This window comes from Aminobacter sp. SR38 (genome assembly GCF_014843375.1).
In the GTDB taxonomy this organism is placed as follows: Bacteria; Pseudomonadota; Alphaproteobacteria; order Rhizobiales; family Rhizobiaceae; genus Aminobacter; species Aminobacter ciceronei.
In genome coordinates this window covers 433599-446748 of sequence record NZ_CP062113.1, presented here as the reverse complement: position 1 = coordinate 446748, position 13150 = coordinate 433599, and the positions used below count along the sequence as shown (strand labels likewise).

Annotated in this window: 13 protein-coding genes; 9 read left to right on the top strand and 4 right to left on the bottom strand. The window is 64.2% G+C overall.

The annotated features are described in order from the left end of the window. Positions 1–33 precede the first annotated feature (33 nt). Positions 34–267, bottom strand: coding sequence for a hypothetical protein (locus tag IG197_RS29895; protein WP_192320213.1), 234 nt, complete (start codon positions 265–267; stop codon positions 34–36). 107 nt (positions 268–374) lie between these two features. On the opposite strand from IG197_RS29895, the gene IG197_RS29890 reads away from it, so the two are divergent. Further along, positions 375–1433: a GlxA family transcriptional regulator gene (locus tag IG197_RS29890; RefSeq protein ID WP_192320211.1), complete on the top strand. Its 1059-nt coding sequence runs from the start codon at positions 375–377 to the stop codon at positions 1431–1433. 33 nt (positions 1434–1466) lie between these two features. Here the strand turns inward: IG197_RS29890 and IG197_RS29885 are convergent, their stop codons facing one another. After that, positions 1467–2213, bottom strand: a complete 747-nt coding sequence (locus tag IG197_RS29885) for an IclR family transcriptional regulator (RefSeq protein ID WP_192320209.1) — start codon at positions 2211–2213, stop codon at positions 1467–1469. Between the two features lie 149 nt (positions 2214–2362). Here IG197_RS29885 and IG197_RS29880 point away from each other — a divergent pair, with 149 nt between their 5' ends. The 7 genes from IG197_RS29880 to IG197_RS29850 all read left to right on the top strand — a co-directional run bounded on the left by IG197_RS29880 (position 2363) and on the right by IG197_RS29850 (position 9904). After that, on the top strand, positions 2363–4108 hold the full coding sequence (locus IG197_RS29880; RefSeq protein WP_192320207.1) for an ABC transporter substrate-binding protein: 1746 nt from the start codon (positions 2363–2365) through the stop codon (positions 4106–4108). 67 nt (positions 4109–4175) lie between these two features. Then, positions 4176–5135, top strand: coding sequence for an aldo/keto reductase (locus tag IG197_RS29875; protein WP_192320205.1), 960 nt, complete (start codon positions 4176–4178; stop codon positions 5133–5135). A 36-nt stretch (positions 5136–5171) separates the two neighbouring features. Then, positions 5172–6089 carry an ABC transporter permease gene (locus tag IG197_RS29870; RefSeq protein WP_154384368.1) on the top strand — a complete coding sequence of 306 codons (918 nt, stop codon included), beginning with the start codon at positions 5172–5174 and terminating at the stop codon, positions 6087–6089. 8 nt (positions 6090–6097) lie between these two features. Further along, positions 6098–7060: an ABC transporter permease gene (locus tag IG197_RS29865; RefSeq protein WP_192320203.1), complete on the top strand. Its 963-nt coding sequence runs from the start codon at positions 6098–6100 to the stop codon at positions 7058–7060. Positions 7061–7125: 65 nt separating this feature from the next. Continuing rightward, entirely contained in the window at positions 7126–7848 is a 723-nt protein-coding gene (locus IG197_RS29860; RefSeq protein ID WP_210252503.1) for an aspartate/glutamate racemase family protein, read from the top strand. Between the two features lie 8 nt (positions 7849–7856). After that, the gene (locus IG197_RS29855) at positions 7857–8882 is read left to right on the top strand and encodes an ABC transporter ATP-binding protein (RefSeq protein ID WP_192320201.1); all 1026 of its coding nucleotides are present in this window, start codon (positions 7857–7859) and stop codon (positions 8880–8882) included. Continuing rightward, on the top strand, positions 8879–9904 hold the full coding sequence (locus IG197_RS29850) for an ABC transporter ATP-binding protein (RefSeq protein WP_192320199.1): 1026 nt from the start codon (positions 8879–8881) through the stop codon (positions 9902–9904). Before IG197_RS29855 ends, IG197_RS29850 begins: the two co-directional genes overlap by 4 nt. A 71-nt stretch (positions 9905–9975) precedes the next feature. On the opposite strand, the gene IG197_RS29845 is transcribed toward IG197_RS29850, so the two are convergent. Next, the gene (locus tag IG197_RS29845; RefSeq protein WP_192320198.1) at positions 9976–10488 is read right to left on the bottom strand and encodes a flavin reductase; all 513 of its coding nucleotides are present in this window, start codon (positions 10486–10488) and stop codon (positions 9976–9978) included. A 22-nt stretch (positions 10489–10510) separates the two neighbouring features. Next, positions 10511–12046 carry a 4-hydroxyphenylacetate 3-hydroxylase family protein gene (locus IG197_RS29840; protein WP_192320196.1) on the bottom strand — a complete coding sequence of 512 codons (1536 nt, stop codon included), beginning with the start codon at positions 12044–12046 and terminating at the stop codon, positions 10511–10513. A gap of 90 nt (positions 12047–12136) precedes the next feature. Here IG197_RS29840 and IG197_RS29835 point away from each other — a divergent pair, with 90 nt between their 5' ends. Beyond that, positions 12137–13009 (top strand): helix-turn-helix domain-containing protein, encoded by an 873-nt coding sequence (locus IG197_RS29835; protein WP_192320194.1) that lies wholly within the window; start codon positions 12137–12139, stop codon positions 13007–13009. Positions 13010–13150 lie beyond the last annotated feature (141 nt).

Here is a 13150-nt window from a genome sequence, read left to right as displayed (position 1 = left end):
CGCATATGTCTGTTCGGACGCGCGGCGCTCTGGCTAGTCGTAGGCGCAGCGCTCGACGACCGTCGCCCGGCTGCGGCGGCCGAAGGCCTTGACCTCGATTTCCTTGAGGTCCACCTCCTCACCCTTGAGAATCCAGTGGTTCCTTGCCACGCCGCAGAAAGCCAGGTCACCGAAGGTGACGGCTTTCCGTGACTGGCTGTTGAGCGTGACTGCGCCCGTGGCAGCTGTCGGGCAGTGAACCAGGACTGCCTGGAGTGACGCTGCCAAGAATCGCAATGTTGCATTTTGTGCTATTTTGCGCCAATTTGTGCCTCGACGGTTTTGGCCTGGGAAAAGTCGAGCTCCTGCCTTGCCGCCTGCGCCGGGAGGGCCATATGAACGCGCCAAGCAAGCACACGGACTTCGATGTGGCAGCCCGCTGGCCGGGCGTGGGTTTCCAGCGTCCGGTGCCGCGATCCCAGGTGGCGCAGGCATCTGCCGCGTTCTCCATCCTGCTCTTGCAGGGCTTTTCCCAGCTCTGCCTGTCGTCACTGGTCGAACCGCTGCGGCTCGCGAATTCCCTCGCCGGTGCCGAGCTGTTCCGCTGGAAGCTCGTCAGCCTCGACGGCCGCTCGGTGGCGAGCGCCAGCGGCATTTCGATTGAGGTTTCCGGCAGCTTCGCCGAGGCGGCCAGGGCGCTGCCGTTCGAGCCGCAGGCGGCATTGGCGATCTGCGCCGGGGAGGGTGTGGAACGGCACGGCTCGCAGGAACTGCGCGCCTGCCTGCGCCGTGTCGGCCGCGCCCAACTCCCGATCTATGCCTTGGGCACCGCAACCTGGCTGCTGGCCGACGCTGGATTGCTCGGTGACGCCCGTTGCACCATCCACTGGGGCAAGATGGCGGCGCTGTCCGAGACCTTTTACGACCTCGCCATCGACGATGCGCTGTTCGTGCGTGATGGCCAGATCATCACCTGCGCCGGTGAGTTGGCGGCCTTCGACCTCGCCATCGACATCGTGCAGGAGCGCTGCGGCACCGAGCTGGCGCGCAGCATCTGCCAACACGTCACAGCCGACCGCTGGCGTGATGGCGCGGCCTGCCAGTCGGTGCCACCCGGCCTGCGCTACGGCAACACCGGCAAGAAGCTGTTGCGCATCATCCAGCTTATGGAAAAGTACATCGAAGAGCCGCTGTCGCTCGAGGAGATCTCGGAGCGGGTTTCGCTGTCGCGCCGCCAGATCGAACGGCTGTTCGAACGCCATCTCGCGACAACGCCGTGGCAGCATTATCTCGGCCTGCGGCTTGCCAAGGCGCGCCAGCTGATCGAGCTGACGGCGATGCCGATCATGGACGTCGCGGTTGCCTGCGGCTTCGTTTCGTCATCGCATTTCTCGAAAAGCTTCCGCGATCACTTCAAGGTCCTGCCGAGCAAGTTGCGGGTAGCGGCCGCGTAGCTGCTCAACACGGCCGGCTGAGGCTTGCAGGTCCTAGTTCAAATGCTCGGCGATCTGGCTGACGGCGGCGACGATAAGCTCGGCATGCGTGGTGCGGGCTTCGGCGGTGGCGCGGGCAGCCGGCGTTGAGATGCTGATCGCAGCAATAGGTCGCCGGTCCGGCCCGCTGATGGCGGCGCCCGTTGCAAACACGCCGTCGCGCCACGACGCGGTGGTGGCGTAGCCGCGCGAGGCGATGCCGCGCAGTTCGACGAGCAGCTCGCCAAGCGGCAACGCGGCTGACACGGCACTTGCCTGGCTGTCTGCCTTGACCGCTTCGCTATAGATCCGTTCGATGTCCGCTTCCGGCATCTGCGCCAGCATGGCCTTGCCGGTTGCGGTGACCAGCACCGGAGCGCGACCGCCGAGCGGTTCGACATGGCGCACCGCATGCGGGCTTTCCAGACGCTCGATCAGCACGATTTCGGATTCGTCCAGAACCGCGAGATGGATGGTTTCGCCGGTTTCGCGCCGAAGCTGTTCCATCACCGGCAAGGCCGCTTCGCGCAGGCCGAAATGGTTGCCCGCCTTGCGGGCGAGGCGGCTGGCCCGGAACGTCAGTTCCCATCGTGTGCGCTCTCCACTGGCCGGCCGGATCCAAGCCGCCTCGTGCAGCGTTTCAAGCGCGCGCTGAACCGATGATTTCGGCTGCTTGAGGTGGACGGCGAGTTCGCTGACCCCGACCGGCTGCAGGTCGGCAACGGTTTCCAGCACCACAAGAGCCTTCCTCACGCTGTTCATGCCTTGACATCCTCCCAAGCCTGAAATAGCAATCATGCCGTAATTTGGAACATCATACCGAAATACGGCACAGAAAGCAAACTCTAAATTCGCCGGAACAAGACGAATGCATCGTTGCCCGGCATGCTGACAGGGGAGGAAACATGAGGATGAAGATCGTATCAGCCGGCAGGTGGATGCTGGGTGCCGCTGCTGTGGCGCTCTGCCTGGCCGGCCAGGCCGTGGCCGCGGAGCCCAAGTCGGGCGGCACATTCAAGCTCGTTGGATCGGGTGACGTAGCCGGCTTCGATCCGGTATCCGCGCGCACGGCCGCCGTATTCCTGCACCGCGCCCTGACACGTACCCTCGTGGCGTTCCCGACCGATGCCGACCCGAAGGTTGCCGCGCAGCCGGTCGCCGATCTGGCCGAAGCCGTGCCGGTGGCCGAGGAGGGGGGGCTCGTCTATCGACTGACCATTCGCGAAGGTGCGACCTGGAACACCGAGACGCCGCGCCAGATCACCGCAGCCGATGCAATCCGCGGCTTCAAGCGCCTGTGCAACCCGGTCCAGCCGACCGGCACGCCGACCTATTACATCGGCGTCATCAAGGGTTTCGCCGATTATTGCGCTGGCTTCGCCAAGGTGCCTGCCGATGTCGCGGCCATTCGCGACTATGTCGAGGGCACCGATGTCGAAGGGTTGACGGCCGAGGACGAACGCACGCTCAAGATCACGCTCGAACGGCCGACCGCCGACTTCGCCTCGATCCTGGCACTCGTCTCTTCTGCACCGGTGGCTCTGGAGATGCTTGACCACCTGCCCAATTCGCCTGAGCTGCGCCGCAACTATGTCAGCTCCGGTCCCTATGTGATCGAAGACTACATCCTGAACGAGAGCATCTCGCTTGCGCGCAGCGAGAGCTGGAACGCGGCTGCCGATCCGATCCACAAGGCCTATGTCGACCGCATCGAAGTTGCTTTCGGGACACCCGATGCCGGCAAGACCCAGCGTATGATCGAAGCCGGCGATATCGATGGCTATTTCGACCTGTCTATCGCCACCGCCGACCTGACCCGCATCATGGCCAATCCAGGCGATACGCAGCTGCTGCAGTTCGCCGACGGCGCGATCAATCCGGTCCTTGTCATCAACCTGGCATCGCCGAACAACAACAAGGCGCTGGCCGACATACGCGTTCGTCAGGCGCTGAATTACGCGGTCAACAAGTCGGCGATCGTCCAGGTCGGCGGCGGCCCAGCCGTCAAGCAGCCGATCGGCCAGCTTCTGACGGCGAACGTCATCGGTCACAAGCCGTATGACCCCTACCCGACGCCGGAAAGCAAGGGCGATCCCGAAAAGGCGAAGCAGCTGCTTGCCGAAGCGGGCTTCCCCAATGGCATCGAGCTCAAATACAGCTATGCCGCCGGCGGCCGTTACGATCTCTACTCCGCCGCACTTCAAGCTGACCTCGCCAAGGCCGGCATCAAGCTGATCATGCAGCCGGGGCCGTCGCGCACGGTGATGTCGCAGATGTACCAGAACCGCCAGGCAACCAATGCCGGCGCCTGGGACCTTGGCATGACCTCGCTGCGCGCCGATTGGGTCGGCGATTCCGCCCGCACCATGATCGTGCCGATGTTCCATGGCGAGGCCTGCGAGAAGAGCACCAGCAACTGGACCTGCTACAACAATCCGGCGGTCAATGCGCTGATCGACAAGGCGCTGACGGCGACCGACGAAGCGGTCGCTGCCGAGTCTTGGGCACAGGCCGACCGCGCGATCATGGCGGATGCGCCCGTCGTGCCGCTGATCACCGGCAAGATCTCGCTCTACGCTTCCGAGCGCATGCGCGGCACCACCGTCAACCTGCTGTTCAACAACGTCGACCCGACTCTGGTCTGGATCGACGAATAAGCAAGCCTGCGCGGGCGGCGCCAACCGCCGCCCCGTCCCCCTCTCATCCAAATGCCCGGAGCCTGAAGTGCAGTATCGTCAGATCGGAACATCGGACCTCAAGACCTCGGTCTTGTCGCTAGGGTCCTACCAAACCTATTCGCGGATGGAGTATCGCGACGTCGTCAATCTCGTGCGGCGTGCTGCGGAGCTCGGCATCAATCTCTTCGACGTCGCCCACTATCGCACGGCCCCGCACACCGAAGTGGTGCTCGCGCGCGCCCTGCGCGATGCCGGCCTGAAACGCGACCAGATCATGATCATGGACAAGGTCTGGTGGTACGACAATGACGAGCCGACGCTGGAGCACCAACTCGACGAGCTGCTGTTCCGCCTCGACACCGACTATCTCGACGTCATCATGTGCTACGGCATGCGTCCGGGCCGAGACGATCCGGCGGCAACCGCGCGTCTGAATGCCGGCTTCGTCACCTCGGGCAAAGCGCGCGCCTGGGGTGGCCTGAACTGGTCGGCCAAGGATCTGCGCATCGCGCACGAAACCTGCGTCGCCGAAGGCCTGCCGACACCACAAATCGTCCAGCTGAAATACAACATCGCCCGCCGCCACATCGTCGAGTCCGAGGAGTACACCCAGCTGCGTGCCGAGACTGGCATTTCGATCCACGCTTCCGACAGTCTCGAAGGCGGCATCCTGGCCGGCAGCCTGGTCCGCGAGCGCGTGCTCGGGCGCGACCCAGGCAATGTCCGCGAAGAGATCATCGCGCTTGTGCCGAAGCTACGCGAGGTTGCGGAGGGCTTTGGCTGCTCCATGGCACAGCTGGCGATCGCCTTCTGCATCGCCAACCCGCAGACGGCGTCGCTGCTGTTCGGTGCCAGCCGCATCGGCCAGCTCGAGGACAATGTCGGCGCTGTGGCGCTGGTCGAAAAGCATGGCGAGGCCATCGTCGCGGCGCTCGCCGGTTTTGGCGTCGCCGGCCATGAGTTCGATCTGCCGCCGAACCACGCCACGCCCCTGACCAGGGACTGAACCGCCAAGGACTGACCCGTCTCGTTGGAAATGCCCATGTCCGATACCACAGCCACATCGCGGCCGCCGGCCGCGCCAGTGCTCAGCACACGGCAGCGCGTCATGCGACAGTTGCTGCGCGACAAGGCTGCGATGGCGGCAAGTGCCGTTATCCTGCTGCTTGTGCTGATGGCCGTTTTCGCGCCACTGATCGTGGCCCTGGTCGGACATGGGCCCAACGAACAGTTCCGCGACACGGGCCTGACCGCCGGCGGGGTGCCTCTGCCGCCGGGGTCGCTCTTCCTGCTCGGCACCGACGTCGTCGGCCGGGACCTGTTCGTTCGGCTGGTGGTCGGCACCCAGGTGACCGTCTTCGTCGCCATCGCCTGCGCGCTGACAGCCATCGTCATCGGCGTGGTCATCGGCATGCTGGCGGGTTATCGCGGGGGCCTCATCGACACGCTCTTGTCCGGCTTCGTCGACGTGGTCCTGGGCCTGCCGTTGCTCATCACCGCGGTGGCGCTTGTCTCCGTCTATGGCGCGAGCTTCGGCATCATGATGGGCACCATCGTCTTCTTCACCTGGGGGCCAGTGGCGCGCGTCGTGCGCAACCTCGTGGTGGCGACCAAGAGCGGCGAATTTGTCGACGCGGCACGCATGCTCGGCGCCTCCGACACCCACATCATGGTGCGCGAGATCCTGCCCAACATCGCAGGCCAGGTCATCGTCTATGGCAGCCTGCTGATCCCGCAGGTCATCGTGCTCGAGGCGTCCCTGAGTTTCCTCGGCCTCGGCGTGCCGCCGCCGACGGCCACCTGGGGCGGCATCATTGCCGAAAACCAGACCAACTATGCTGTTGCCTGGTGGTCGATCCTGTTTCCGAGCCTGTTCCTGCTCGCCGCGACGCTGGCTTTTAACGTCCTGGGCGACGGCCTGCGCGACGCGCTCGACCCGACGGCCCAGCGCAGCAGATAGGATTTGTCATGTTGAGGTTCTTGCTGCGCCGGCTCCTGTTCGGATTGCTTACGCTCTGGCTGATCACGCTCGCCGTCTTCATCCTGTTTTTCCTGGCCACGCCGGGCGACCCCGCGCTCAACTTCGCCGGCGAGTTCGCCACAGCCGACCAGGTTGCCATGGTCCGTGCCCGGCTCGGGCTCGATCAGCCGGTCTACGTGCAATATCTGCGCTACATGTGGGCGCTGCTCCACTTCGATCTCGGCATGTCCTTCGTCAATCAGGAGGAGGTGTTGGCAACCATCGTACGGCGCATGCCTGCCACCATCTCGCTTGCGCTGGGCTCGGTTGCCGTCTGGCTTGTGATCGCCATTCCGGCCGGCATCTTCTCGGCTCGGCGTTCCGGCCAGGCCGCCGACCGCCTGATCACCATGGCGGCACTTGCCGGCATGTCGTTTCCGACCTTCGTGGTCGGCACGCTGTTGTTCTATGTCCTGTTCTTCCAGCTCACCAATGCAGGATTTCCGCTCTTTCCCTCGGGTGGGTTCGTTCCGATCACCCGCGATCCGCTGGAATGGCTGCGCCACATGATCCTGCCATGGGCAACCCTGGCGGTCGTCGGCACCGGTACCTACACCCGAATTGCCCGCGGCTCGATGCTTGAGACGCTCAATCAGGACTATGTCCGCACGGCGCGGGCCAAGGGCCTCGGCGAACAGCGCGTCATGTACAAGCACGCTTTGCCGCCGGCGATGACACCCGTGATGACGCTTGTCGGTCTCGATCTCGGCGGCCTGCTCGGCGGCACGATCATCACCGAGCGCATCTGGGGTCTCAACGGCGTCGGCTCGCTTGCCGTGCAGGCGGTCGAGAGCGGCGACCTTCCAGTCATCATGGGCACCGTGCTGATCGCCGCGTTCTTCGTCGTCGTTGCCAATCTGTGCGTCGACATCCTTCAGGCCGTGCGCGACCCCCGCGTCCGCCTCGGCTGACATCATCCAGTGGAGTTGTTCATGTTTCTGGTATTGCGCGACATTCGCGGTCTCTCGGGGCGGTCATGCTGAACCGCCCGCAACTCGGCCTGATCGTCCCGCCGGCGTCCGGTGCCGTGCCGCCCGATGCCGCCACGATCTACCCACAATACAGTTTCCTGGCCGAAGGGCTTGGCCTCACCGAACTGTCCAGCAACGGCTACGACTCGGTCATCGAGACGGTCGGCGCTGCTGCCGTGCGCCTTGCGGCCCGTGGCGCAAGTGTGGTCTCGCTGATGGGCACCTCGCTCAGCTTTTATCGCGGCCCCGATTTCAACGCGGTGCTGGAAAACGAGATCGCGGTGCGCGCCGGCGTTCCTGCGCTGACCATGAGCACCGCCATTCTGGAAGCGGCGACGGCCCTTGGCGTACGTCGGCTCGCGGTCGCCACTGCATATCGCGATGACGTCAATGCTTCACTGCAGCGCTTCCTGGAAGCGGCGGGAATTGAAGTGTTGTCGCTGGAGCACCTTGGCATCGCGTCGGTCGATGCGGTTCACCAGGTGCCGGAGGACGACGTCACGGATCTCGGACGCCGCGCCTTTGCATCCGCGCCGGACGCCGAGGCCGTGTTGATTTCGTGTGGCGGGCTCGCGACCCGTGCTGCGGTACGCACAATCGAGGCTGAAGCTGGCATTCCCGTCATCACCTCGCCGCTGGCCGGCTTGTGGGCGACTGTCAGTCGCGCCGGGGTTGATCCCCGTGCCGAAGGCGCAGGGCGCTTGTTCCAAACCACACTGGAGCAATAGAGGACGACATGTTCGTTTCTGTTCGCGATCTGAAGGTGCATTTCCCGGCGGAGGAGGGCTTGGTCCGCGCCGTCGATGGACTGTCCTTCTCGATCGAGCGCGGCAAGACGCTTGCCATCGTTGGCGAGTCCGGATCGGGTAAGACGGCGGCAAGCCTTGCCATGCTTGGCCTGCACGGCAAGGCAGCGCACATCCGCGGCGAGATCGCCATTGGCGATGCCCAGGTGGTGGGCGCTTCGGAATCGACGCTGCGACGGCTGCGCGGCAACCGTATGGCGATGATCTTCCAGGATCCGCTGACCGCTATGCACCCCTATCACAAGGTAGGCGAACAGATCGTCGAGGCCTATCGCACGCATCGCAGTGTGTCGCGCAAAGCAGCCCGGCAGCGCACACTCGACATGCTGGCGCGTGTCGGCATGGCCGATGCCCAACGCGCCTTCGACAGCTATCCGCACCAGCTTTCCGGCGGCCAGCGCCAGCGCGTTATGATTGCCATGGCCTTGTGCTGTGACCCCGAATTGCTGATCGCCGACGAGCCGACGACGGCACTCGACGTCACCGTTCAGGCCCAGATCCTCGATCTGCTCAAGGATCTCCAGCGCGAGTTCGGGTCGGCGATCATCATGATCACCCACGATCTCGGTGTCGTCGCGGAAGTCGCCGACGAGGTGGTGGTGATGTATGCCGGACGCGCCGTCGAAACCGGCACAGTGCGCGACGTCTTCTATCGGCCTTCGCACCCCTACACCTGGGGCCTGCTCGAATCCATTCCACGGCTGGACCACCAGCGCGACCGGCTGACGGCGATCCCGGGGTCGCCGCCCTCGCTTGCCGGCCTTGCCGAAGGCTGTGCTTTCCGGAAGCGATGTGGCCATGCAGCCTCTGTGCCTGACGGGCTGTGCGCCAGCCAGGCGCCATTGCCGACCGACATCGCTGCCGGCCATTCCATCCGCTGCCATCTTACGGATACCGGCCGGGCCGCCGCCCGTTCCAATCCACGCCAGCCCTCAGCATCCGAGGTCCAGCCATGAACGCGCCAGCGTCAGCGTCGCAACACGCTGCCCCTTTGCTCAAGGTCGAAAAGCTGAGCAAGCACTTTCCGCTGTCCACCGGTCTGTTCGGCGGGCAGGCGCGATCGGTCCGCGCTGTCGACGGCGTGTCCTTCGATGTCGCGCCGGGCGAAACGCTTAGCCTCGTCGGCGAATCCGGCTGCGGAAAGTCGACGACGGGGCGCCTGATCGCCCGGCTGCTCGATGTCTCCAGCGGCCGGGTCAGCTTTCAGGGCCGCGACATGTCGCACATCCAGGGGCCCGATCTGCGCGCGCTGCGGCGCGACATCCAGATGGTGTTCCAGGATCCGTATTCGTCGCTCAATCCACGCCAGACGGTCGGCGATATCATCGGCGCGCCGTTCCTGATCCAGGGCATGACACCGGCCGAAGGCCGTCAAGCCGCGGTTCAGGAGCTGATGCGCCGGGTCGGGCTCAACCCGGAGCACTACTACCGTTACCCCCGCGAGTTTTCCGGTGGGCAGCGCCAACGCATCAGCATCGCGCGGGCGCTCGCATTGCGGCCGAAGCTGATCATCTGCGACGAACCGGTGTCGGCGCTCGACGTTTCGGTGCAGGCCCAGGTCATCAATCTCCTGCAGGACCTGCAGCGCGATCTCGGCCTGTCCTATCTGTTCATCGCCCATGACCTGTCGGTGGTTCGCCATATCTCGTACCGCGTCGCGGTGATGTATCTCGGACGTATCGTCGAGATCGCGGGGGTCGGCCCGCTCTACGAGCGGCCGTTGCATCCCTATACGCTGGCGCTGCTCTCATCTGCGCCCGATCCCGATCCTGACCGCGCGGCGTCCCGCAAGCGTTTCGTGCTCAAAGGCGAGTTGCCCAGTCCGGTCAATCCGCCAGACGGTTGCCTTTTCCACACGCGCTGCCCGATGGCGCAGGACAAGTGCCGCAGTGAAGTGCCCGCACTCCGGCAGGTAGCGGCTGGCCGCCAGTCGGCTTGTCACTACGCCGATCAGGTTCCGGCGATCGCTGCCGGATAGTCTGGCGACCGAAAGCCGGCAGCAGAAAGGGCGGCCTTGAGCCGCCCTTTCCTCATTTCCATACGATCGGCTCAGCCGCCGAAACTGCCGAGAGGCGCCGATGGGTGGGCATAGTTGCGATCGACATAGAGCAGCGCGTTGCCGTCGTTGCGCTGTCGAACCTCGGTCACGCGCCCGATCATCACGTTGTGGGTGCCGACGCGGTGCACAGTCTCCAGTTCACAGTCGAGATTGACGATGGCGTCGGTCAGCGCCGGCGAACCGGAGCCCATGACGAGCCAGTCGGCGGCGGCGTAACGTTCATCCATGTCCTGTGTCGTGCCCGCAAATTTGCCGGCCAGGTGTGCATGTTCCTGCGTAAGCACATTGATGCAGAAGCGCCGGTTGGTGAGGAACATGTCGCACTGCGCCGAACGCCCGTTCATGCAGACCAGAATGGTCGGCGGCTCGTCAGAAACGCTGCACATGGCAGTTGCGGTGAAGCCACCGCGACCGGCCTCACCGTCGGTGGAGACGATGTTGACCGGGGCGCAGACCCTGGCCATGGCGTTGCGGAACTCGACCTTCGTGAGAATGTCCGGCATGGCTTTTCTCCTCCCTTGGCCGTCAGCCGCGAAGCGGCGGCAGCCAGGTATCACCGGTCCAGCCGTTCTGGTCGTAGTCGGCCATGCAGGTGTCGACGAGTTCTTCCATCGCCTTCAGGCGACCGCCGCGCTCGGCACCCTTCAGCACCTGCAGACGGACCTCTTCGGGCGCGCCGGCGTAGTTCAGCTCGTAGAGCGCGTGACGGCCGCCAAACTCGGTACCGGTCGCATCCCACAGAAGCTTCATGATCTTGATCCGCTCGACATGGCCCATGTCGTTGGAGCCGCGAACATACTTGGCGAGGTAGGGATTGATGTCGGGATTGTCGAAATCGGCGGCGGAGGAGGGGAGGTAGATCAGGCCCGAGGCGATAACCTTGCGGACCGTTTCGATCACGCGTGGATAGGCCTCCGACATGAAGGTTCGGTAGGATAGCGCGGCCTCGAGATTGGGAAGCACGGCACCATTCGCCCATGGGATCGGGTTGTAGGCCATGGCATTTGAGAAGCTCCAGAACATGTGCCTGAGCGCGATGACCTCGCCCAGGGCTGCCTGGTTGCCGCGGAAGGCATCGCCGCCGGTGGCGCGCAGCGCCTTGGCCAGCAGGCCGGCGAGGAAATCGAGCTTGACGGCAAAGCGCGTGCAACCCTGGAAGCAGTAGCCATGCATGAAGCCGGAAGCGGGATGGAACGACAGGATCTTCGGTGCGTCGCGCAGCACCAGCACGTCCTCCCAGGGGATGAAGACATTGTCCAGCACCAGGATCGCGTCGTTCTCGTCGAAGCGTGACGACAGCGGATAGTCGAAGGGTGTGCCGACTGTGTTGGCCGTCTGCTCGTAGGAGACACGGCAGAACATCTTGATGCCGGGCGCGTTCATCGGAACGATGAACATCACCGACAGCGAAGGATCCTCGGTGACCGTGGCCGAACTCTGGGCCAGGAAATTGTAGTGCGTCAGCGCCGACGATGTCGCCACCACCTTGGCGCCCGAGACATAGATGCCGGCGTCGGTTTCCCTGGTGATGTGCACGAACACATCCTTGACCGCGTCGGCCGGCTTGTGGCGGTCGATCGGCGGGTTGACGATGGCGTGGTTCATGAACAGGACGGATTCCTGCGCTCGCTTATGCCACGACAGGGCGTTGTCCTTGAACGGGCCGTACCAGTCGGCATTGGCGCCGAGCGTGTTCATCAGCGCCGCCTTGTAGTCGGCAGTCCGCCCCATCCAGCCATAGGACATGCGCGCCCATTCGGCTATCGCGCCCTGCTGGGCGACAAGCTCCTGCGACGAGCGCGCGACGCGGAAGTATTTGTGGGTGAAGCCGCCCGAACCGGTGTCGGTCGGCGACGTCAGGCTGTCCTTGCGCTTGGGGTCGTGCAGCGCATCATAGAGCCGGGCCAGCGAGCGGGCCGAGTTGCGCATCGCCGGATGCGAGGTGACGTCGGCTACGCGTTCGCCATTGATATAGACCTCGCGCCCGTCCTTCAGGCTTTCGAGATATTCAGCGCCTGTGAATGGCTTGGTCTTGTCTTGGCGGAAATCTTCGGAACGCACGCTGTCCTCCCCTGATGATGCCCGAACCTAGCGCGAAAGGAGCGGGCAGGGGATGGACAGGTTGCCAAATTCGCTTGTACTTTTTCCGGCATGCAGTCCGATCCTAACATTCCGAGCTTTTTCGTCTATGGCGAACCTAGCCGCCTGCTCGAAGTCGGCTTTCTCCATGTCGAGGCTGTAAGCGACAGAAAAGACATCCATTTCGGCAAGGTTCGAGCGCATCGACACCCGCATATGGGCCAGATCACATTGTGGACTCAGGGTAGTGGCCACTACCGGATCGAAGACACGTCATGGGACTTTTCCGCGCCAGCGGTCAGTTTCGTCCCGAGCAGTATCGTCCATGGTTTCGACGTCGAGCCTGGTGCCGACGCGACAGTGGTTTCCATAGCCGACGACATGCTCAAGGATCTGGCACGGCAGCTTCAGCTGTCGCTCGACACGCCGGTTTTCGTCGCCGGCCAAGGCGAAAGCGACAGCTGGCGCCGGCTTGCAACGGTCGTCGAAACATTGGCCTCCGAGTATCGCGACGACGCGCCACTGGCCGGAAAGCTGATGCCTGAACTGGCGGCCTCAGCGCTGTGTTACATCGCGCGGCTCAACCACAGTCAGCCGCAGGCGGTAGGATCCCCCGCTGTCGTTCTTGCGACGGCGTTGCGCGGAGCCGTCGAAGCGCATTATCGCGAAGCCTGGCTTGTCGACGACTATGTCGCGGCACTGGCGACGACCCCGCACCTGCTCGACAAGGCCGCGCGCCAGGTGCTGGGCATGTCGGTCAAGGACGTGGTGCTGGAGCGGCGTTTGCTCGAAGCCAAGCGGCTCTTGATGTTCACCATCCGGCCGGTCGAGGACATCGCCTTTGAGACCGGCTTCGGCGACCCGGCTTATTTCTCGCGCTTTTTCCGCCGCCGCTGCGGCGAAGCGCCTTCAACCTGGCGTAGACGCCAGATCGAGGCGCAGTAGAGATGCCGGGGCGGACAACCGGGCGAAATCGACGAGGTACTGTTACACCTGCCCTCATTCCTGCGGGGGCGTGCATCCCTTATGATCGTCGAGAACTCCATTTCTCGACCGTTGAGGCAGCGACTGTCTCGCTGCCGCCGC

Excerpts from the sequence above, each read along its gene's own strand:
- IG197_RS29835 (WP_192320194.1), top strand. The coding sequence starts at position 12,137 with ATGCAGTCCGATCCTAACATTCCGAGCTTTTTCGTCTATGGCGAACCT.
- IG197_RS29885 (WP_192320209.1), bottom strand. The coding sequence starts at position 2,213 with ATGAACAGCGTGAGGAAGGCTCTTGTGGTGCTGGAAACCGTTGCCGAC.
- IG197_RS29865 (WP_192320203.1), top strand. The coding sequence starts at position 6,098 with ATGTTGAGGTTCTTGCTGCGCCGGCTCCTGTTCGGATTGCTTACGCTC.
- IG197_RS29855 (WP_192320201.1), top strand. The coding sequence starts at position 7,857 with ATGTTCGTTTCTGTTCGCGATCTGAAGGTGCATTTCCCGGCGGAGGAG.
- IG197_RS29870 (WP_154384368.1), top strand. The coding sequence starts at position 5,172 with ATGTCCGATACCACAGCCACATCGCGGCCGCCGGCCGCGCCAGTGCTC.
- IG197_RS29860 (WP_210252503.1), top strand. The coding sequence starts at position 7,126 with ATGCTGAACCGCCCGCAACTCGGCCTGATCGTCCCGCCGGCGTCCGGT.
- IG197_RS29890 (WP_192320211.1), top strand. The coding sequence starts at position 375 with ATGAACGCGCCAAGCAAGCACACGGACTTCGATGTGGCAGCCCGCTGG.
- IG197_RS29850 (WP_192320199.1), top strand. The coding sequence starts at position 8,879 with ATGAACGCGCCAGCGTCAGCGTCGCAACACGCTGCCCCTTTGCTCAAG.
- IG197_RS29845 (WP_192320198.1), bottom strand. The coding sequence starts at position 10,488 with ATGCCGGACATTCTCACGAAGGTCGAGTTCCGCAACGCCATGGCCAGG.
- IG197_RS29880 (WP_192320207.1), top strand. The coding sequence starts at position 2,363 with ATGAAGATCGTATCAGCCGGCAGGTGGATGCTGGGTGCCGCTGCTGTG.